The 21,147-nt window shown below is 41.1% G+C and carries 18 protein-coding genes; 8 read left to right on the top strand and 10 right to left on the bottom strand.

The window, feature by feature from the left end:
* Nucleotides 1–1,342 precede the first annotated feature (1,342 nt).
* From J8L97_RS14070 to J8L97_RS14040, 7 genes are all read left to right on the top strand, one after another.
* Nucleotides 1,343–1,978, top strand: coding sequence for a hypothetical protein (locus J8L97_RS14070; RefSeq protein ID WP_210996372.1), 636 nt, complete (start codon nt 1,343–1,345; stop codon nt 1,976–1,978).
* 56 nt (nt 1,979–2,034) lie between these two features.
* Nucleotides 2,035–2,934, top strand: coding sequence for a serine hydrolase (locus tag J8L97_RS14065; RefSeq protein WP_211050517.1), 900 nt, complete (start codon nt 2,035–2,037; stop codon nt 2,932–2,934).
* A gap of 4 nt (nt 2,935–2,938) precedes the next feature.
* Complete coding sequence (locus J8L97_RS14060) at nt 2,939–4,000, top strand: sensor histidine kinase (protein WP_211050516.1); 1,062 nt, start codon at nt 2,939–2,941, stop codon at nt 3,998–4,000.
* Nucleotides 3,997–4,689, top strand: a complete 693-nt coding sequence (locus tag J8L97_RS14055) for a LytR/AlgR family response regulator transcription factor (protein ID WP_192509074.1) — start codon at nt 3,997–3,999, stop codon at nt 4,687–4,689. Before J8L97_RS14060 ends, J8L97_RS14055 begins: the two co-directional genes overlap by 4 nt.
* 243 nt (nt 4,690–4,932) lie before the next feature.
* On the top strand, nt 4,933–6,234 hold the full coding sequence (locus J8L97_RS14050; protein ID WP_211050515.1) for a GntP family permease: 1,302 nt from the start codon (nt 4,933–4,935) through the stop codon (nt 6,232–6,234).
* Nucleotides 6,235–6,521: 287 nt separating this feature from the next.
* Nucleotides 6,522–8,609: an elongation factor G gene (gene fusA / locus J8L97_RS14045; protein WP_210996368.1), complete on the top strand. Its 2,088-nt coding sequence runs from the start codon at nt 6,522–6,524 to the stop codon at nt 8,607–8,609.
* Nucleotides 8,610–8,789: 180 nt separating this feature from the next.
* Nucleotides 8,790–9,185 carry a hypothetical protein gene (locus J8L97_RS14040; protein WP_211050514.1) on the top strand — a complete coding sequence of 132 codons (396 nt, stop codon included), beginning with the start codon at nt 8,790–8,792 and terminating at the stop codon, nt 9,183–9,185.
* Between the two features lie 240 nt (nt 9,186–9,425).
* On the opposite strand, the gene hemB is transcribed toward J8L97_RS14040, so the two are convergent.
* From hemB to J8L97_RS13990, 10 genes are all read right to left on the bottom strand, one after another.
* A complete protein-coding gene (gene hemB / locus J8L97_RS14035; RefSeq protein ID WP_192509071.1) occupies nt 9,426–10,436 on the bottom strand; it encodes a porphobilinogen synthase in 1,011 nt (336 codons plus the stop codon).
* Nucleotides 10,437–10,445: 9 nt separating this feature from the next.
* A complete protein-coding gene (locus J8L97_RS14030) occupies nt 10,446–12,206 on the bottom strand; it encodes a diguanylate cyclase (protein ID WP_247688677.1) in 1,761 nt (586 codons plus the stop codon).
* Nucleotides 12,207–12,283: 77 nt separating this feature from the next.
* Complete coding sequence (locus J8L97_RS14025; RefSeq protein ID WP_211050512.1) at nt 12,284–13,072, bottom strand: TatD family hydrolase; 789 nt, start codon at nt 13,070–13,072, stop codon at nt 12,284–12,286.
* Between the two features lie 73 nt (nt 13,073–13,145).
* Nucleotides 13,146–13,889 carry a twin-arginine translocase subunit TatC gene (gene tatC / locus J8L97_RS14020; RefSeq protein WP_211050510.1) on the bottom strand — a complete coding sequence of 248 codons (744 nt, stop codon included), beginning with the start codon at nt 13,887–13,889 and terminating at the stop codon, nt 13,146–13,148.
* Between the two features lie 31 nt (nt 13,890–13,920).
* Entirely contained in the window at nt 13,921–14,232 is a 312-nt protein-coding gene (gene tatB / locus J8L97_RS14015; protein ID WP_192509067.1) for a Sec-independent protein translocase protein TatB, read from the bottom strand.
* A gap of 5 nt (nt 14,233–14,237) precedes the next feature.
* A complete protein-coding gene (tatA, locus tag J8L97_RS14010) occupies nt 14,238–14,465 on the bottom strand; it encodes a Sec-independent protein translocase subunit TatA (protein ID WP_192509066.1) in 228 nt (75 codons plus the stop codon).
* Between the two features lie 64 nt (nt 14,466–14,529).
* Nucleotides 14,530–16,134: a ubiquinone biosynthesis regulatory protein kinase UbiB gene (ubiB, locus tag J8L97_RS14005; RefSeq protein WP_211050520.1), complete on the bottom strand. Its 1,605-nt coding sequence runs from the start codon at nt 16,132–16,134 to the stop codon at nt 14,530–14,532.
* Nucleotides 16,135–16,144: 10 nt separating this feature from the next.
* Nucleotides 16,145–16,747, bottom strand: a complete 603-nt coding sequence (locus J8L97_RS14000) for an SCP2 domain-containing protein (RefSeq protein ID WP_211050508.1) — start codon at nt 16,745–16,747, stop codon at nt 16,145–16,147.
* An 8-nt stretch (nt 16,748–16,755) separates the two neighbouring features.
* Entirely contained in the window at nt 16,756–17,511 is a 756-nt protein-coding gene (gene ubiE / locus J8L97_RS13995; protein WP_192509212.1) for a bifunctional demethylmenaquinone methyltransferase/2-methoxy-6-polyprenyl-1,4-benzoquinol methylase UbiE, read from the bottom strand.
* A gap of 112 nt (nt 17,512–17,623) precedes the next feature.
* The gene (locus tag J8L97_RS13990) at nt 17,624–18,625 is read right to left on the bottom strand and encodes a GGDEF domain-containing protein (RefSeq protein WP_247688676.1); all 1,002 of its coding nucleotides are present in this window, start codon (nt 18,623–18,625) and stop codon (nt 17,624–17,626) included.
* Nucleotides 18,626–18,930: 305 nt separating this feature from the next.
* On the opposite strand from J8L97_RS13990, the gene J8L97_RS13985 reads away from it, so the two are divergent.
* Entirely contained in the window at nt 18,931–20,697 is a 1,767-nt protein-coding gene (locus tag J8L97_RS13985; protein ID WP_211050506.1) for a DUF885 family protein, read from the top strand.
* The last annotated feature ends 450 nt before the right edge of the window (nt 20,698–21,147 follow it).

Raw genomic sequence — 21,147 nt, 5'->3', positions numbered from 1 at the left:
CAAACATTTTCTATTCCAAAACCCTTATCCAAACCAGAGGTTACGTAGGTTGTTGAAAGTCTAATTTTAAACAAACATAAAAAAAGCCCTGAAAGGGCTTTTTTTGTTTTTCATATCTACCGTCAAGATATGAGCAATGTAGCAAGTAAAATAGTAGAGTGACTGAAGCGTGTTACTGTCAAGGGGCGTTGTAGGTAACGCATTTCAGTCGTGGCTGTTAACGTAAGCCATACGTGTTTCATGGTCGAGAAACAAATTGAATACTGCAACAAGCTTGGGCTATGTCGACCCCTCTTGTTGAGACTGATTATCAGTTAGATTAAGGTTGCTGTCAACAACTAAATACAAATAATTATCATTTAATTAATTTGGGAGAGTGACGTAAATTTCAGACATAAAAAAAGCCCTGCAAGGGCTTTTCCGTTTCATATCTACCGTCACAGATATGAGCAATGTAGCAAGTAAAATAGTGGATTGGTAAGGTGAACATAACAAGGGGCGTTGTTTGGTTCACCTGACCGAGCAATTAACGTGTGCTGCACGTGTTTCGGGTCAGAAACAAGTAACAAGACTAAGTATGCATCACTCTTGTTGAGATTGATTATCAGTTAGATATCTGACCCTGTCAACACCTAAATACAAATAATTATCATTTATTTAATGTGTGATTATCGGTAAATTATAGGCATAAAAAAAGCCCGATTAGGGCCTTTCTAGCGTTCATATCTACCGTCACAGATATGAGCAATGTAGCAAGTAAAATAGTGAGTAAGTTAATATATGATTTAATAAGGGGCGTTATTCCACCTATATCAACCTGTGCAGTTAACGTGCGCAGCACGTGTTTCTGGGTCGAGAAACAATCAGAGTAAAATTACAAAGCAAACCGTCAAACTTACCTTGTTGAGATTGATTATCAATTAGATCTTAACCTCTGTCAACTCCTATTTGAAAATAATTCTCATTAACTTGATGGCTGAGGCCTTTAGCCACGTATTGATGTCGTTAACATCGTTTTTCCACCATTGAAACAAATAGTCCGCCCATCTTGATTAAGGTTAGGTAAACTGGAGATCGTTTTGGTTAATAAAATCATTAATTGAACTTAAATAACCTCAGCTCTGGATAAGTGAATTTGCCCAATAAAGCTATTTTTCTCACTCTCGGCGTTGCTTGCATTTGTAATAGCCCGCTATTACTGCATAAAAGCGCCTTGATATTGAACAAAATATCATCATTGGATTGTACGTAAGTTTGTTTACAAAACATTTTCTGTTCCAAAACCCTTATCCAAACCTGAGGTTAAATATTTACTAATTTATATGTGCTTAAGGAGAAATAAATGAAATGGTTTATGGTTTTAGTCAGTGTTTTTATGTGTACACAAACAGTTGCGGTTGATAAGTGGCGTGGGTTATTAGAAATTCAACCTCACGTGTTCTTAACCATAGGGTTTAATGTTGATCCAGTACAAAATACAATGACGTTAGATAGTCCTAATCAAGGGAAGTTCGGTAAAAGTCCTACAGAGTATACTGTGTCAGACAGTGTAATATCGTTCAAAGATACCGATCTCCAAGCTGAATTTAAAGGTCGTATTGAAGGTAGTACATTGGTCGGCTCTTTTATACAAGGCCAGACAATGCCACTGACATTACACAAATTATCAGAGCAAGATCTTAAGCAACTCAAATATGAAGGGGCATATAAAGGTGAGCTTGATATCAACGGAAAACCGCTTCCTGTTATAGTACAGGTTGCTGTAACAAAAGAAGGTTTTTATAGTTCTTTAGATAGCCCAGCTCAGCAAAGCTTTGGCATTCCCCTGAATAAATTCACGATTGATAACCAGAAAATGACATTTAGCTCAAAAATGATAGGGGCCCAATTTAGTGGAAAGCTTGGTAAAGAAGGCTATCAAGGGAAGTTTGTACAAGGGTTTGAAATGCCACTAACTTTGAAAAAAAAACGTCTTTAGCCTATGGCAGTAAACCAGCCATTACACTGAATAATTTAGATGAGCAGCTCGCGATTGTGTTTGAGGACTCAGCCGCCGCAGTGGTGATCTTGGAGCAAGATAAGCGAGCGTTCTTTTTCCATGGCGATAAGGTGAGTTCGGATAGTTTATTTGAAATTGGTTCATTGACGAAACCCTTATTTGCATTATTGGCAAGTCGCTTAGTCGTTGATAAAGTTTGGTCTTTAGATATGCCCATTGCAGATATATTAGGACAGGGGTTTGAACACCACAGCTATACGTTATTGCAATTGTTAACACACAGCTCTGGTTTACCGAGACTACCGAAAAATTTGATGCCATCGAACATCGATGACCCTTACGTGGATTTTGATTCAGCAGATATTAAACAGGCATTGACGTTGCCTATCGGCAAAAAAGGCGACTTTGAATATTCTAATTTTGGCTATGGATTGTTAGGTTGGTTAATGGCAAAAGCATGGGATAAAACACCGCAAGAAATTGTTGATAACTCTCTTTTTAACGCTTTAAATATGTCACATGCTACTTTGGCTTTAAGTCAGTTGAAAAAACAGCAATTATCAGGTCGTGGTTATGATGGGAAACCCGTAGCAAACTGGTATTTTGATAGCTTAGTTGGTGCCGGAGGTGCATTAGCATCTCCTGAAGACATGGCGAATTGGATAAGCGCGTATTGGCAGGTTGAGTCGAGTGATTCTGAATTGTTCCCTATGCTGAAAAATAGTTTAACGCATTTAAATAACACCATGGTGTATGGCTTTAATAAAGGACTGAATGGCAGTTACTTTCATGGCGGAAAAACGGCAGGGTTTACATCAATGGTGGTGTTTGATCCAAGTAAACAGCAAGGTGTTATCGTGATGATTGCAGGCCCGCAGGATGCGGGGACTCTAGCGATGAGATTATTTAAGCAGCTACAAGAAAAAGGTCAATAAGGCAATGATGATGCTACATTATCAATATTTTTTTTCCCAGCGATATGCATTTATTGCTTGTCATATTATGAGCTGGTTGTTTACCTATTTAATGATGACGTTCATTGTCATGCAAAACCCTTATGCCAGTTGGATAGAAACAGTCTACGGGGCCATTTTTATTTTTTCAGGCGCATTAGTCACCTACCTAATACGTTGCCTGTATAAGAAGCATATTCAGCATAGGAGTAACCTCTTTCAGTTTATGTTTTTATGTGTGGGGTCGTGTTTGACGACCTTGTTCGCAACGACTATTTTATTGCTCGGAGTTTTCTTTATAGCGCATATCGGGATATCGCGTCCTATTCCTGCATCGCAATTGGGGTTTGTTATTGAAACTGTCGGGCTCAGCAACGGTATAAATATGCTTGGGTTGGCGATGTTATGGTCGCTTGGGTATTTAGCATTGAGTAAAATAAAATCTCTTAGCGAAGCGCATTCGTTATTGACGGTGAGCCAGTTACAAGCGTTAAATAGCCAACTGAATCCGCACTTTTTATTTAATGCTATTAATGATATTCGCGCGTTGATTTTAGCGCAACCGACCCAAGCAAGAGAGAGTCTCGCTGAACTTGCCGACATGTTGCGATACTCTCTGCAAACAAATCAAGATGACAAAGTAGCGCTAGGTGAGGAACTTGAAAATGCACAACATTACCTAAATTTGTGTAAGATTGGTTTAGCAGAGCGGTTGCAGACTGACATTGATGTGGCAGCAGAGGCCGTCACCTTAAAAGTGCCAAAGATGGTCCTTCAGTTATGCTTAGAAAATGCCATTAAACATGGGATTGCTAAGAACCGAGCCGGCGGGTTGGTTTCTTTAAAGGTACGCTGCGATGAAAAACTATTCATTGAGGTGATGAATCCCTTGATTGAAAATGCGAAACCATCTGGTGGCTTAGGGCTGGCAACCAAAAATATAGAGAAGCGTTTAGCCTTGCTCTATAAAGGAGAGGGTTCCATCAAACGGGTGGTACGTGAACAGCGTGTTGTGACTTGTATCGAGTTACCAAAGGAAGCACTATGAATAAAGTGGTGATTGTTGACGACAGCCATTTAGCTCGACTTGAACTCAGAGCACAGCTTGATGAACTCGGTGGGTTAGATGTGGTGGGGGAAGCACCGGATATCATTGAAGCAAAAGCAGTTATAGAACAACTGCAGCCGGATTTACTCTTACTTGACATCAATATGCCCAGTGGCAGTGGCTTTGAACTGCTTGCGCAATTGAGTTATGTACCCTACGTTATTTTTGTTACGGCGCATCACGATTTTGCGGTAAAGTCTTTTGAAGTGAATGCCCTAGATTACTTGTTAAAGCCTGTAACACAAGCTCGGTTAGCTATTGCCATTGAAAAATATAAAAAATTACAAACACCACTTGAAGTTGATAGCCGCTTTTTTATCAAAGACGGGCAACGTTGCTTTTTTATTTCACTTGATGAAGTGCAAGCATTTGAGGCTATGAGTAATTATACGCGTTTGCACACAGAAAATGGGGCTGTCAGCGTGTATCGAACCTTGAGCAATATCGCTGAACGATTACCAACGGAGCCTTTTTTCAGGGCTAATCGCAGCTGGCTGTTTAATGTGGGTAAAATTACCACAATTACTCAGGAACTGGGTGGCATACTTGAAGTAACGCTGCAAAATAACTTACATGTTACTCTATCTCGTATGCAAACAACGGCATTTAAGCAGCGGTACAAAATCTAAATTGTGTACTTTTTCATTTTGTTAGCATAAGTTTGTGCTATCTATAATAAGAAAGCTCATACCATTAAGACATACAGGCTTCCGAGTTTATCATTGAGTGACGTTTAGGTTTTGCCGTTGTGGCTTGTTTATAACGAATGATGTCATCGTGATAGGGACTTGATGCACCGCATGAAATTACTGTATTAGTCATTAACCGCGAGGTGGTAAGGGGCAATATCAAAGATATCAATGGGTGATATTATGCTGAGCTCTGTTGGCCTTATATTGGCTTTAATCGCACTGATCGTGCTGACGTTGAGAGGCGTTAATTTATTTATTTCAGCACCTCTGTGTGCTTTGGCCGTCGCTTTTTCAAGTGATATTGCACTCTTCCCAAATGCAGAAGAAGTGGATTTTGTCAGTGGTTATATGCGTGGTTTTTCTGGGTTTGTACAATCTTGGTTTCTGATGTTTTTATTGGGCTCCTTGTTTGGTAAGTTTATGGAAAATACGGGAGCCGCAGATGCAATAGCGGGGAGCATTGTTAGCAAGCTAGGAATGAAGTACGCCGTTTTGGCCGTTGTTTTGTCTTGTGCCGTGCTTACTTATGGTGGTGTCAGCGTTTTTATCGTGGCGTTTTCAGTTTACCCAATGGCATTGAGCCTATTTAAAGATGCAAATTTACCCCGGCGATTTATTCCTGCCACACTGGCGTTTGGTTCTGTGACTTTTACCATGACCTCAGCGGGCTCGCCTGAAATTCAAAATTGGATCCCAATTAAATATTTAAATACCTCGCCGTATGCGGCATGGCAAGAAAGTTTAATGGTTGCTGTGTTTATGGCGGTATTAGGTTATCTATTGCTGACGTGGATGATAAGAAGAGCACAAGCCAATGGTGAAGTATTTGAGGTGCGCGCAGATGATGAGCTGTGTGCAGCGAGAACACTGCCTCATCCTATCACAGGGCTGCTTCCGTTACTTGTGGTATTAGGGCTGTCTTTTTCATTACATGACACGTTACAGCAAAGTGCGTTAATGGTGGCGTTGTTAGGGGGAGTTCTGAGTCTCTACATCATTAATTTTAAGTTCTTTCTTAATATATCAGATGCTATTAATTCAGCGACTACAGGGGCGTTAGTTGCAATAGGCAATACTGCTGCAGTGGTTGGTTTTGGTGCCATCGCAAAAGAAACATCCGCGTTTCAAGAAGCTGTTGCGCTCATGACCCAAATTCCAGGTAATGAACTCTTAGGGGCTGCAATTGCCGTGAGTGTCATTGCCGGTTTAACGGGCTCGGCATCAGGCGGACAAGCAATTGCATTGCCACTCGTTGCGCCTCATTACCTGGATTTAGGCGTTAATAATAGTGAGTTACATCGGGTGGTGGCCATTAGTTCTGGGGCAATCGATACTTTACCGCATAATGGTTATGTTGTGACAACCGTTCGTGCTATTTGTAAAGAAACGCATCAAGCGGCCTATGGGCCTTTGGCAATACTCACTGTGGTGGTTCCACTGCTTGGACTTGGGGTCATCTTAGGGTTGTTTATTTGGTTTTAATTTCAGTGGCGTAGTAGTTTAGCCGCCGCTTGATTGAGGTTTTATCCATAGAATTTGGCGTGGTCAGGCAAATAAAAATAGCAAGCTAAGTATGATCCAATAAGGTGCGGATCATTAATAATTTAAGTTAATTTACTGATGAATTTGCATTTTTGAATTACATATTCTAGCGAAAAGCAACTTTTTACCAAATTGATTGCATTTTAAGCGATATCAAGGATGATGTTCGCTAGAAGAGGTGATATACTCCCGCCGAATAATTTTTCTACTTTAAATAGAGCAAAATAATGGCAGATTTATCGAAATACAGAAACATTGGTATTTTCGCGCACGTTGATGCGGGTAAAACTACTACCACTGAGCGTATCCTAAAGCTAACTGGTCAAATTCACAAAACTGGTGAAGTTCACGATGGCGAATCAACAACTGACTTCATGGAACAGGAAGCTGAGCGTGGTATTACTATCCAGTCAGCTGCAGTAAGCTGTTTCTGGAAAGATCACCGTTTTAACGTTATCGATACTCCTGGACACGTTGACTTCACTGTTGAAGTTTACCGTTCATTGAAAGTACTTGACGGTGGTATCGGTGTATTCTGTGGTTCTGGTGGTGTTGAGCCACAATCAGAAACAAACTGGCGTTACGCGAACGAGTCAGAAGTTGCTCGTTGTATCTTCGTAAACAAGTTAGACCGTATGGGTGCTGACTTCTACCGCGTAGTAGACCAAGTAACCAACGTACTTGCAGCTAATCCACTTGTTATGACGTTACCAATTGGTATCGAAGACGAGTTCGTAGGTGTTGTAGACGTTCTTACTAAGAAAGCATACGTTTGGGATGACACTGGTCTTCCAGAAAACTATGAAGTATTAGACGTACCTGCTGATATGGTAGACAAAGTAGAAGAGTATCATGAGATGCTTATCGAGACTGCTGTAGAGCAAGACGATGATCTACTAGAAGCGTACATGGAAGGTGAAGTACCTTCTATTGACCAAATCAAAGCGTGTATCCGTAAAGGTACTCGTGAGCTAGCGTTCTTCCCAACTTACTGTGGTTCAGCGTTTAAAAACAAAGGTGTTCAACTAGTACTTGACGCTGTTGTTGATTATCTACCTTCTCCAACAGAAGTAGACGCGCAACCTCTTACAGATAAAGAAACAGGTGAACCTACTGGTGAAGTTGCAACTGTATCAGTTGACGAGCCACTACGTGCACTTGCGTTTAAGATCATGGATGACCGTTTCGGTGCCTTGACCTTTATCCGTATTTACTCTGGTGTACTTAACAAGGGTGATACAATTCTTAACTCTGCAACAGGTAAAACTGAGCGTGTTGGCCGTATGGTTGAGATGCAAGCAGATGACCGTAATGAATTAACGTCTGCACAAGCAGGTGACATCATTGCTGTCGTAGGTATGAAGAACGTTCAAACTGGTCACACTTTATGTGCACCTAAGCATGAATGTACACTTGAGCCGATGATCTTCCCTGAGCCAGTAATCTCAATTGCAGTACAGCCTAAAGATAAAGGCGGTAACGAGAAAATGGGTGTGGCAATCGGTAAAATGGTTGCAGAAGATCCGTCTTTCCAAGTTGAAACTGACGAAGATTCAGGTGAAACTATCCTTAAAGGTATGGGTGAATTACACCTAGACATTAAGGTAGATATCCTTAAACGTACTTACGGTGTAGACTTAATCGTTGGTCAGCCTCAGGTTGCATACCGTGAAACTATCACTCAAGAAATTGAAGATAGCTACACGCACAAGAAGCAATCAGGTGGTTCTGGTCAGTTCGGTAAGATCGATTACCGTATCAAGCCAGGCGAGCAGAATTCAGGCTTCACGTTCTCTTCATCTGTTGTTGGTGGTAACGTACCTAAAGAATTCTGGCCTGCAGTTGAGAAAGGCTTCAAGTCAATGATGGAAGAAGGTGTTCTAGCTGGTTTCCCAGTACTAGACGTTGAAGTTGAGCTATTTGACGGTGGATTCCACGCAGTTGACTCATCAGCAATCGCTTTCGAAATCGCAGCTAAAGGCGCTTTCCGTCAGTCTATCCCTAAAGCGGGTGCACAACTTCTTGAGCCTATCATGAAAGTTGACGTATTCACGCCAGAAGACAACGTAGGTGACGTAATTGGTGACCTTAACCGTCGTCGCGGTATGATCAAAGACCAAGAAGCAGGTCTGACTGGTGTTCGTATCAAGGGTGATGTTCCACTTTCTGAGATGTTTGGTTACATCGGTCACTTACGTACTATTACGTCTGGCCGTGGTCAATTCTCAATGGAATTCTCACACTATGCAGCATGTCCTCAGAACGTAGCTGAGACAGTAATTGCAGCAGAGAAAGAGAAAAAAGCAGCTAAGTAATTAGTTCTTTTTCATTAAATACGAAAAACCGCTTGTTTTAACAAGCGGTTTTTTTTATCTTGAATAAATCGCAATAAAAGCACTGGAGTTTCTTGATTTAGGAACAGTATCCTCTTATCATTGCATTCTTAATAAAATGATTGGTTTTATTTTGGGTACTTAAAAAGAATGGAGGCTTTTATGAAAACAATCGACTTAACTGTGAATTGGATATTTTACGGTGTGTTATTCTTATTCTGCTTTGTGATCTATGGTGCATCACAAACCTTTCCAGCGCTTGCCAATATTTTGATGATTACTTCGTATTTGTTCCTCTCGGGAATTATTTTATCATTATATTTAGCAGTAGTTAACCGCCGTTACGTACATATAGATAAAGCGGGCCTAAGCTATTCACTGGGTTTAAAAACGCAATATATTCCCTGTGACACCATCGAAAATATACGTGTTACTCGTATAATGTTTATTAAAATTCTTGAAATTTCACTGTCAAATAATAGAAAAACACGGTTTTATAGTTGGTCTATATCGGCTGAAGAATTAGAAAAAACGAGAAGTATACTCAGTAGTAAATAACCTCAGCTCTGGATAAGCGAATTTGCCCAATAAAGCTATTTTTCTCACTCTCGGGTTGCTTTCATTTGTAATAGCCCGCTATTACTGCATAAAAGCGCCTTGATGTTGAACAAAATATCATTATTGGATTGTACGTAAGTTTGTTTATAAAACATCTTCTATTCCAAAACCCTTATCCAAACCTGAGGTTAAGTAACAAACAAGCGCCCATATGGCGCTTTTTTGTTACTTACTGACCAATTACTTCTGTTGTAACCATTGTGCGGCTTGTTTTGCAAAGTAGGTTAGTATGCCATCGGCACCAGCGCGCTTAAATGCCAATAGCGACTCCATAATCGTCGGTTGCTCTGCTAGCCAGCCATTATCAATTGCTGCGCGATGCATTGCATATTCACCACTCACTTGATAAGCGAAGGTTGGCACTCCAAACTCTGTTTTTACGCGTTTTACAATATCTAAGTATGGCATACCCGGTTTGACCATGACCATGTCAGCACCCTCTTGTAAGTCAAGAGCGACCTCTCTAATTGCTTCATCAGAATTGGCAGGGTCCATTTGATAGGTTTTTTTATCTGCCCCTTTAAGGTTACCAGCAGAGCCCACGGCATCACGGAAAGGCCCGTAGTAGCTTGATGCGTATTTAGCAGAGTACGCCATAATGCGGGTGTGTACATGTCCCTGTTGTTCTAAACCATCACGTATTGCTGCGATTCGACCATCCATCATGTCTGAAGGCGCAACGATATCAGCACCTGCTTCAGCATGCGATAAAGCTTGCTGCACTAGTATCTCTGTAGTGACATCGTTTACAACATAGCCACTGTCATCAATGATCCCATCTTGTCCGTGAGTGGTAAATGGATCGAGGGCAACATCAGTAATAACGCCAAGCTCAGGAAAAGCCTCTTTGAGTGCACGGGTTGTGCGTTGTGCTAACCCTTCAGTGTTATATGCTTCTTCTGCATGTAACGACTTCTTTTCGGTTGGTGTGACAGGGAAAATAGCGACAGCAGGAATGCCCAAGGTCACCAGTTCTTTGGCTTCTTCAAGCAGTAAATCGATTGATAAACGTTCGATACCAGGCATAGATTCAATGGCTTCACGACGATTTTCTCCTTCTAGTACGAAGACAGGATAAATTAGGTCGTTGACGGATAATTGGTTTTCACTCATTAAACGGCGTGAAAAATCATCTCGACGCATACGGCGCATACGAGTGTATGGAAAAAGGTCTAATCCTGATTGAGCCACAATGGCCTCCTAAGTGTTTTCATAAATAACAACACGGTTGCGACCTTGCTGTTTTGCTTGATAGAGTGCTTTATCAGCAAAGTCAGTAAACAATGTTGGGTTTTTACTATCAGTGGCAATAGCACTGCGTATGCCTGCACTGATTGTCATAGTAACGGTATTCTCTCCCACATTGAGTTGGGATTTTTCCAAATCTGAGCGTATGAGATCAGCGAGCTCAACAGCTCCTTGAGAATCGGTGTTAGGTAATAGCAATACAAACTCTTCGCCGCCATAGCGAAATACTTCGTCATGAGGGCGTTTTAGATGCAGCTGAATTTGCTCCGCAACGGCGCAGATTGCTTGGTCGCCAACTAAGTGTCCATAGGTATCATTGATCTTTTTGAAGTGATCAATATCTAACATCACGACGCTGAGTATGGTTTGCTCACGCCGAGATCGCCTGACTTCCATCATGATACGTTTATCAAAATAGCGTCGATTCTTGACCTTGGTCAGCGCATCTTCCATATTGAGTTTCTCTAGTGCGCGGTTTTTCTCTTCTAATTCACGTAAGGTGACTTGTAGCTCGAACGTGCGTTCATCGATACTCGATTCTAAATCTTCTTGCGCTTGTTCTTGTAGCTGGATGCGCTCTTTTAGTAAGGCATCGGCGGCCTGACTTTGTGCGATTTTTGATTGCTGAACTTTGATTTTGTTATCTCGCTCATCAACATACTTCCGTGTGAGGGTGTAGCTCAAAATAATACTGATAACGAGGTAGCATAAATAAGTAACAGGGCGGTCTAATAGTGCCCCGGAGAGTAAACCCAGCTCAAAGCTAAATTGGTATGCAAGTGCCAGTGTTAATGCGCTAAATATACTGACATGCGCATATCGCTGTGGTGTATTTTGGCGCCATTTAACTATTGCGAGTACTAAATAGCCGATTGTGAGTATTAGACTCAAAGCGTAAGCGATAAGCAGTGCTGTATCTATTGGTATTGTGATGAGTAGCAATGCAACGGCTAACGATGTTGGCCATAACCATTTAAGGGGTTTTTGATAGGAGGCTAATTGTTTTTGTGTCAGGAGTGTTTTGGCGATGAATGGCATAAATAATAAGCAACTGTACAGCACTAATAAAGGTTGCGCATATTGTTGTAGCCATTGCCAATTACCATAAATATATCGGTAACTAAAGCCATAAAGGTGAACATTTAATAGCCAGATGGTAATAATAATAAAGCTACCAGATAAAAAGTATTTTTTCCGAGTAAAGGTATACAAAGTAAAGTTACTCAATGCCATAGCGATGATCACACCTGCCAAAATGCCATACAGCAGATTAAACTTACTTTTGTATTTTAGGTATTCAATGGGGTGCCATAAGCTTAAAGGTAAGTTTAATGCACCATGATGTTGAATTTGCAGGTAAATTACCCCAGTACTACGCGCAGGAAGGTCAAAGGGTACTAATTGTGCTTCATGTTTAATAGGGCGCTGCACTAAGGGAAGAGCGTCTCCTAAATCAAGCGTGAGTAACGACCTATTGTGCAATTGAATATAAGCGGTAATTTTATCCAATAAATTATTATCGATGCTGAGCAGAAGGGGGATCTCAATGGCATTTATATTATTCAACTCAACCTTTAGCCAGACATGACCACTTACAGGTCCTAAGTTCAGTGCGCCACTTGTATTTGTGAACCACTTAGGCGAAGACGCGATTAACCCATCCACATGATGACTATTGTTCACAGTGTAACTGAATGGCAAATCAGAGCGCATCTTAAAGTTATTTCCTAACTCGATACCATAAGGTGATGTGCAAAAGAGCAATAGGGCTAGAAGGCAGAATCGCAGCATCATGTGATATGCCTTTTGTCAAAAAGGCGTTCGAAATTATCTTGACTTAATTTCGCAACATGGGCCACGGTTTGACCTCGTAACTTAGCGACTTGGTTTGCAATCTCATGAATAAATGCAGGTTCATTACGCCTCGATTTTGGTTTGGGCGCGAGTGTTCTAGGTAATAAGTAGGGCGCATCCGTTTCTAATAATAATTTATTGTCTGGGATCAATGGCACCAATGATTGTAGTTCAGCGCCTCGGCGTTCGTCGCAGACCCAACCCGTGATACCTATGTATAGGCCATACTCTAAATAGAAAGACAGCGCATCTTTATTGCCAGTAAAGCAATGTAAAACGCCTGTCACTGACGTCTCTAACAGTAGCGACTTCATCGTATCAAAGGCATCACGCTCGTGTAAATAAACCGGAACTTGGGCATTTCTCGCCAATTCGAGTTGTTGCTGGCAGACCTTTTGTTGAGTAGATCTTGGGGAAAAGTCTCGATTAAAATCTAGACCACACTCGCCAACAGCGACGACTTCGGGGTGTTGCAGCAACTCTTTAATTGATTCAACATAATTTTCAGGTGCATCTTTAGCATCATGCGGGTGAATACCTGCGGTACTGACGTAACCAAATTTGTTGGCTAACTCTTGGCTCTGCTGTGAGTCACTAATATTACTGCCAATTAGAAGCATGTTTGACACACCAGCCTGAGTCGCACGCATTACTATATCTTCGCGTTCACTCTCGTACTGAGAACTGGTTAAGTTTACGCCTGCGTCGATATAGTGTGTTTGCATTAGTTAGTCCATTGAATCAAAACACGATCATGATGAAACATACACAGATAGCTGCTCTTCTGAGTGGCTTGGTTCACTCTACCGTCTCCTGATTATTGGTGCCTTTAGAGTAAAACCTTGCGAGAATTAAACCCAGCTCAAATAATAGTAGCATAGGTAGGGCGAGCAATGTTTGTGATAATACGTCTGGTGGGGTAAGGAACATGGCCACAACAAATGCACCTACAACGACGTAAGGGCGCTTTTCTTTGAGGCTCGCTATTGTCGTTGCACCGCTCCAGCATAACACCATAATGGCGACTGGGATTTCAAACGCCACCCCAAATGCAAAGAACAATTTCAGCGTAAAAGCTAAGTAACTGCTGATATCAGGTGAGAGCGTCATCATTTCAGGTCCGACGCTGGTGAAAAAGCCTAAAATAATTGGCAGCACAACGAAGTAGCAAAATGAAATCCCAGCGTAAAATAATAATACGCTTGAGCATAATATAGGTATCAGCATACGCTTTTCGTGTTTATATAAGCCCGGTGCAATAAAACTCCATACTTGATGTAATAACATGGGTACTGCTGCAAACAATGCGACAAAAAGGGTGAGCTTAAAAGGGGCAAAAAACGGGGCTGTAACATCTGTCGCAATCATTGTGCTATTTTCAGGCAGGTGTGCAATTAAAGGTGCAGCAACGAACGCATAAATATCATTCGCAAAATAAACTAATGCGACAAAAATGACCAAAATGCTTAATATTGCCTTCATTAAGCGATTACGCAGCTCAATTAAGTGGCCAATAAAGCCGCTCTGTAGCGTTTCTGACATGGTGTACTCATTCGTTATTGCGTCGGTCAGATTACTCTTGGTCCGACTGCTTAGTATTATCTTTATAGCTATGCTTTACTGAGGCTGCTGCTTTATTGAGCTCATCAACAGAGTGTTTCACTGAAGCACTCAGGTCAGTCATGTTCTGTTGTTCCGCCTTTTTTAAATTTGAATGCAGCTCATGCACACGCAGTTCTTCATTTACTTCAGCTTTGACTGAGTTAGCAATAGACTTTATACTTTTTATCCAGCGACTGACAGTTCTAATCGCGACAGGCAAGCGTTCTGGGCCAAGTACAATCAAGCCGACGATCAATACGACGGCAAGTTCCCACATCCCCATAACGGTTAGACCTTATCCTTCGGTTTTTCTTGTGCTTCTTGTGTTTTTTGTTGTGTTTGGTCTTTTAACTGTTCAGTCGGTTGTGCTTCGTCATCGGACACGGCTTTTTTAAAGCCTTTGACAGCGTTACCCAAGTCACCACCAATACCACGCAGTTTTTTAGTGCCGAATAAAAGTACTATAATGGCTAAAATGATTAGAAGTTGCCAAATACTGATGCCACCGAAACCCATACTTACCTCATTGATAATGAATTTAACTCGTTAAAAAATGATTATACGCAGAGTGTATAAAATATCATCCTGTTTTACGCCATGCACTGAGAAATAGTACGCTTGCAATAGATAAACTGACGCCCGCCGCAAACCAGTCATGAGCGAGATAAAACAAACCTGCGGTAATTGCTGCACTGCAAGCAAGCATACCAAGTAAGAGTGGCTTGGTATTTTGTTTTGGTGTTACTGCCATGACATTTTGATTCTTTTGTCTCAGTGTTTGATATATCAAATCGGGTAATTCAGGCATTTTTTCAGCCCAAAAGGGTAAATTAGCATACACTTGTTTGAGTACTGACCAAGGTCCTACCTGATCTTTGACCCATTGTTCTAAAAATGGTTTGGCTGTTTGCCATAAATCAAGTTGAGGATAAAGTTGGCGGCCTAAGCCTTCAACGTACAGTAGTGTTTTTTGTAATAACACCAACTGGGGTTGTACTTCCATGTTGAAACGTCTGGCCGTATTAAATAAGTTTACTAATACATGGCCAAATGAAATCTCAGCCAATGGTTTATTAAATATAGGTTCACATACAGTACGAATGGCAAACTCAAATTCTTCAACGCAAGTATCGGCGGGGACCCAGCCCGAATCAACATGAAGCTGTGCTACCTGACGGTAATCTCTATTAAAGAAAGCAATAAAGTTCTCAGCTAAATAGCGTTTATCTTCTTTGTTGAGTGTACCGACTATTCCACAATCAATACCAATGTACTTAGGGTTGTGCGGTGTGTGAGTAGAGACAAAAATATTACCTGGGTGCATATCAGCATGGAAAAAACTGTCCCTAAAAACTTGGGTAAAAAATACTTCGACACCTCTTTCAGCCAACAGTTTCATATTGGTACCTTGCGCTATTAGAGCGTCAGTATCTGAAACGGGGATGCCGTAGATACGCTCCATAACGAGGACGTTCTTACGCGAGTGATCACTGTATATCTCTGGGATATATAAAGAATCTGAGTCTGAGAAATTGCGACCTAACTGTAATGCATTCGCACCTTCACGCAGTAAGTCGAGCTCATCAAGCAGTGTTTTTTTGTATTCTTTGACCACTTCAACTGGGCGTAAGCGTCTGCTTTGGCTCACGACTTTAACAAGCATGCTGGCGAATCGAGTCATTAAAGCAAGATCCGCTTCAATTTGTTGTTCGATATTAGGACGGATGACCTTGATAACAACGTCTTTATCCTGCTCGTGAGTATGTAAGCGAGCAGTATGTACTTGCGCTATAGAAGCAGAAGCCAGTGGGGTTTGATCAAATTCACTAAATAGTTCGCTAATATTATCTATCTGTAGTGCTTGCTCGATTAACCTTTGCGCTTGTTGGCCACAGAATGGTTGCACTTTGTCTTGCAACTGCGCTAGTTCTTCAGCAATTTCTTGGGGGAGTAAATCTCGTCTGGTCGATAACATTTGCCCAAACTTTATCCATACTGGTCCAAGAGTTTCCAGTGACAGTCTTAACCTTTGACCAATGGATTTATCGGGGTGTTTGTTTTTTAACCAAAACAAACTTTTTCTTGCGAGCTTTCCATACCAAGGTTGTTTATTTTTTGGGATGAGATCATCTAAACCGTATTGCAGTAAGGTTTGAGTTATTTGATATAAACGAGCAACTGCCAACATTCGCTCCTCAGCGGTTAAGTAAGAGTTGAATACGCTGCTCTAATTGAGCTGCTTGATTTTTTATATGTCGGGTGTGCATTTTGTATTGTTCAAGCTCTAAAGGGTGAATGGTCACTTTGAGTTCATCTTGGCATAATTGTGTGACTGTTGACTTAAATGAGCTGCCAATCGTTTTGCCTTGAACATGGGCTTTTTGGGTACTGTTTATCACCTGTTGTGCTGGTGCATCACCAATGTAGCGAGATAGATGTTCTGCCCAGTCAATATGTATGTTTGAAAAGGCTGAGCTATAGTTTTGCGCAAGTTGCAAATCACCTTCTAAGTCTAGTTTCTCTTGTCGAATGAGTTGCGTGAGCAAACTAGGGTTAGTGAGCTTGGTTAAAGTTTCTAAGCTGGCGCTGATATGACAGTCTGCATGTTCTTGGTATTGACTGAATACCATAAATTGATGGCCTACGTAAGTGAGCGCGAAGGTGTGCTGCCAATCGCGTAATTCAACGGCGATCACTTTATGTTTACAGTTTTCCAGAGACCTTGTTAATTCGGGCTCTAAAACGAGCAAGCGATTCAAACATGACTCGACGATGGCACTTGCAACGACCTCAATCATACGTATCCTTAGTATTTAAAGCCGCGATGAAGCGCCACAATACCGCCGGTCATGTTCTGATAACTGGTTTGTTCAAAACCGGCTTCTTCCATCATACTCTTGAGTGTTTCTTGATCTGGGTGCATACGAATTGACTCGGCCAAATAGCGATATGACTCACTGTCATTAGCGATGATTTTCCCCATAGTTGGTAGTAGGTTAAATGAATATAAATCGTAGAGCTTAGAGAGCGCTTCATTATTGGTTTTTGAGAATTCCAGCACTAATAAGCGACCACCGGGTTTGAGTATTCTATACATAGAGCGCAATGCGGCATCTTTATCAGTGACATTACGCAGCCCAAAAGCAATGGTAATCACATCAAAAGAGTTATCAGGAAATGGCAGTGCTTCCGCGTTCATTTGCACGTATTCGATATTGCCGACTAAGCCCAAGTCACGTAGTTTATCACGACCAACTTTAAGCATTGAATCGTTAATGTCACCAAGAATAACTTGACCAGACTCAGTCACTAGCTGACTGAATTTAGCCGTTAAATCACCGGTACCACCTGCTAAATCCAATACTTTATGGCCTTTTCGTACGCCGGAGCAAGCAATTGCTTGACGTTTCCAAAGTCGATGGACTCCAAACGACATCAAATCATTCATAATGTCATATTTTGCTGCAACTGAGTGGAATACATCGGCGACGAGAGAAGCCTTTTCTTCACGATCAACGGTTTTATAACCAAAATCAGCAGTATCTTGTGGTGACTCTTTCATTGTTTTCTCAGTTAGGCTTAACATTATGATGCGCTTAGTGTACTTGATCGCGTGACTCACGTGCAATTCATAAGGGTAGGATTTTATCTTATAATAGCGAAGAAATTTCAGACTATGAGGGAATATAGTAGGCCTGATTAAGGGTGAGCGCTTTGTGAGCCGCTTGTGCTGCCTTACGGGCTAATGTCGTAAAGTCAGCCTCTTGCTGCTGTTTAACGATACCCAAAGATAATTGCACACTGGGTAACTCAAGCGGGCTTTTTGAGCTCACAAATTTCAGTTTTTCGACGCCTTTTAGTACTTTGCCTGCGATCACGAGTGCCGTTTCAGGCTCTACATCAGGTAATAGTACGGTAAACTCATTTTTACCAGTCCTGCCGGGTAAACCGCTTTCAAAGACATATTTTTGGATTTTCCTAGCAACACGATTGAGCACCACTTCAGCAATGGCATCGCCGTATTTATTCGAGAACTCGTCGATGTTTTCTACTTGTATTGCGATAGCACACAGAGGCTTATTTTGTTGTAGCCACAGTTGTGTTTGCTGATTTAAATAATGGCGTTTGTACATGCCAGTTTGGGTGTCGATAATGTGTTGCTTGCGCAGTTTAAGCAATTGCTGTTGCGTCTTTTTATGCATTAAACGGGCATTTTTAAGGGTGGCTTTAAATTGCACCTGTTGCTGTCGCAAAGCATCAGCTTGTTTAGATAAAAGTATCAGCGCACGCTTACTCTTTTCAATATTGTGCTCATCTAAAGAGTGGACGCAGTGGTGCAGTTGTTCAGAAAACTGATTGATATTACGTTGTGAGTTGCGGGTGGAGTTATGTAAGCTTGATAGGATCCCATCCACGTTTTTTAGCATGGCTGCTTCTTCTTGATGACCCTGATTTATGTACTCAAAGTAGAGTTGCTCTAAGTAAATGCTATCTATTTTTTGTCCGCTATTTAAGATGCTATCAAGTGCTGCATTGAGCTCCGTATCAGACTTGCTAATATAGGTGTACGTTACCTGATAATTTAACGGCGTAGGCGGTAAATGGTGTTGCTCTAAAAAGAGGCAGACTTTGGTCATTTTTTCCTGTGCAACAGCCATAGGATCATGGAATATCATTTCATTTACCGCAATAATAAGTCAGCGAAAAGTATGTAAGTAATCTTGATATCCTTGAGCTTCAGAATTGCGTCCCTACATTGAAGACTACATTACTGAGTCAATCACGTATTTAAAAGCAAAATGACCACTTTGGAAATAGAAAAATGATTTATATTTGTTTATTTGCTGATTTTATAATCACAAAGGCTGGGTTTGTTGTATTTTTGCACTAATGTAAATTATGAAGTCTGTCGAAATTAGTTGCGAATAATGAGCTTGCTTAGCTACAGTGACTGAAGATAAAAATATAATAAGGCTTTCGAGTGAGAAAAACGTTAATCAACTACACGTCTATTTCGTTATTAGCTCTTTGTTTGTCTGCATGCCAATTAACCCCTGTTAATGTTGATGCGCAGTTTACTCATATTGCTCAAGAAGTGGAAACAACTCGCAAAAGTAACAATGCGTATGCGAGAACGCAGACAAATGGGGCACAGTTGCTACCTGACTTATCTGCTGAAGGTTTAGCAAAAAATTATCATCGTAATGTACAGTTCTTGCATGAGTTGGATAAGCTTCCTTTAACCAAAATGAGTGACGACAACCGGATTAATCACACCATTTTACGTGCGCAAATTCAAAATCAGGTTGATCAGTATCGCTTTCATAGCCATTACATACCGTTGACGTCAGAATACGGCTTCCATTCCAGCATGTCTTCTATGGTTGCTGGGCATGACTTTGCGAAGCTATCTGGTTATGAATTGTATTTAAGTCGATTACAGCAAATCCCTCGTTATTTTGCACAAAATATAATGTGGATGAAAAAGGGTGTACAAGTTGGCATGACCCAGCCTAAAGTTGTGCTTGCGGGCTATGAAGAGTCTATTACTGCGTTCATCGTGCCTAACGTTGTTGATTCTGAGTTTTATGCGCCATTTTTAGTGAATTCTGCGAAACTACCAACAGCTGATTTTGAAAAGTTGCAACAACGTGCACAAGACGTTATTACTGAACAGGTGCTTCCTGCGTATCAAAATTACTTACGCTTTTTTGTGGATGAATACCGCCCTGCCGCAAGAGAAGAGATTGGTATTTCAGCCACGAAAAATGGCGAGTCGTATTATGCAAATCGTGTTCGCCATTATACAACGACAGACATGACGGCAAAGGAAATCCATGAATTGGGATTGCAAGAAGTTGCTCGTATTCGTTCTGAAATGCAAAACGTCATTCAGGAGAGTGGGTTTAAAGGGACATTTGCTGAATTTGTCGACTTTTTGAGAACGGATCCACAATTTTATGCAACCACACCAGAACAACTGTTAAAAGAAGCCACTTTTATTGCCAAGAAAATGGATGCACAATTACCAAAGTTGTTTCATACACTACCTCGCAGGCCTTATGGTGTAGAGCCCGTCCCGGCAAGTATTGCGCCTAAATATACAACTGGTAGATACAGTGGTGCGAGCAAAGATGATGAAGCTGGTTTTTATTGGGTAAATACTTATGCACTAGATAAACGCCCTTTGTATGTGCTGGAAGCACTGACGTTGCATGAAGCGGTGCCAGGCCATCATTTACAAATTGCGTTGAATGCTGAATTGGATTATTTACCAGGTTATCGTCGCAATACGTATATTTCGGCTTTTGGTGAAGGTTGGGGGTTATATTCTGAATATTTAGGACTTGAAGCGGGTTTTTATAAGGACCCATATAGTAACTTCGGCCGTTTAACGTATGAAATGTGGCGCGCAGCACGGCTAGTGGTTGATACCGGTATGCATATGTTTGGTTGGAGTCGTGAGCAAGCAATGAATTTTATGAAAGACAATAGTGCGCTGTCATTACACAATATCAAGACAGAAACGGACCGTTACATCTCTTGGCCAGGGCAAGCACTGTCATACAAAATTGGTGAATTAACGATTAAACGATTACGCCAGGAAGCCGAAGAAGCGCTTGGGCAAGAGTTTGATATTCGTGAGTTCCATCATCAAATACTGCGTCATGGCTCTGTCCCTTTATTCGTTTTAGAGGAACAAGTGCGTCGTTATATTCAAACTGAATTGGCAAAACCGCAAGGTTAACTGTTATTGGGTGGTCACGAGGCTGGCCACCTACCTTTCATTGTTAAACAAGCTAAGTAACCTCAGTTCTGGATAAGCAAATTTTCCCAATAAAGCTATTTTTCTCACTCTCGGCGTTGCTTTCATTTGTAATAGCCCGCTATTACTGCATAAAAGCGCCTTGATATTGAGCTAAATATCATCATTGGATTGTACGTAAGTTTGTTTGCAAAACATTTTCTATTCCAAAGCCCTTATCCAAACCTGAGGTTAAGTAAATATGGACACACCGCGTTTTTGTGAGGTAACTACGCAATTAACGTTACCCATACTGAATGAACTATTGTTCATAAGACCGAGTAAACAATCTAACCTCAATTGGTATCAATATTGTCAATAACCCTCTATGAGCTTTGCACTTTTGGTATTAAAAACATGACTGGTATTTGTCCTGAACTACTCTATTTACCA

Origin of the sequence: Pseudoalteromonas sp. MMG012 (genome assembly GCF_018100875.1) — a bacterium.
GTDB classification, from domain to species: domain Bacteria; phylum Pseudomonadota; class Gammaproteobacteria; order Enterobacterales; family Alteromonadaceae; genus Pseudoalteromonas; species Pseudoalteromonas aurantia.
This window is presented reverse-complemented; position numbering and strand designations above follow the sequence as displayed.

Bases quoted from the DNA above. Each gene is read 5' to 3' on its own strand.
- J8L97_RS14030 (WP_247688677.1), bottom strand. From the start codon at position 12,206: ATGCGCTCTGATTTGCCATTCAGTTACACTGTGAACAATAGTCATCAT.
- tatB (WP_192509067.1), bottom strand. From the start codon at position 14,232: ATGGGGATGTGGGAACTTGCCGTCGTATTGATCGTCGGCTTGATTGTA.
- J8L97_RS14070 (WP_210996372.1), top strand. From the start codon at position 1,343: ATGAAATGGTTTATGGTTTTAGTCAGTGTTTTTATGTGTACACAAACA.
- ubiE (WP_192509212.1), bottom strand. From the start codon at position 17,511: ATGAAAGAGTCACCACAAGATACTGCTGATTTTGGTTATAAAACCGTT.
- J8L97_RS13990 (WP_247688676.1), bottom strand. From the start codon at position 18,625: ATGATATTCCATGATCCTATGGCTGTTGCACAGGAAAAAATGACCAAA.
- fusA (WP_210996368.1), top strand. From the start codon at position 6,522: ATGGCAGATTTATCGAAATACAGAAACATTGGTATTTTCGCGCACGTT.
- J8L97_RS14060 (WP_211050516.1), top strand. From the start codon at position 2,939: ATGATGATGCTACATTATCAATATTTTTTTTCCCAGCGATATGCATTT.
- tatC (WP_211050510.1), bottom strand. From the start codon at position 13,889: ATGTCAGAAACGCTACAGAGCGGCTTTATTGGCCACTTAATTGAGCTG.
- J8L97_RS14050 (WP_211050515.1), top strand. From the start codon at position 4,933: ATGCTGAGCTCTGTTGGCCTTATATTGGCTTTAATCGCACTGATCGTG.
- J8L97_RS14040 (WP_211050514.1), top strand. From the start codon at position 8,790: ATGAAAACAATCGACTTAACTGTGAATTGGATATTTTACGGTGTGTTA.
- J8L97_RS14055 (WP_192509074.1), top strand. From the start codon at position 3,997: ATGAATAAAGTGGTGATTGTTGACGACAGCCATTTAGCTCGACTTGAA.
- tatA (WP_192509066.1), bottom strand. From the start codon at position 14,465: ATGGGTTTCGGTGGCATCAGTATTTGGCAACTTCTAATCATTTTAGCC.
- J8L97_RS14000 (WP_211050508.1), bottom strand. From the start codon at position 16,747: ATGATTGAGGTCGTTGCAAGTGCCATCGTCGAGTCATGTTTGAATCGC.
- J8L97_RS14025 (WP_211050512.1), bottom strand. From the start codon at position 13,072: ATGCAAACACACTATATCGACGCAGGCGTAAACTTAACCAGTTCTCAG.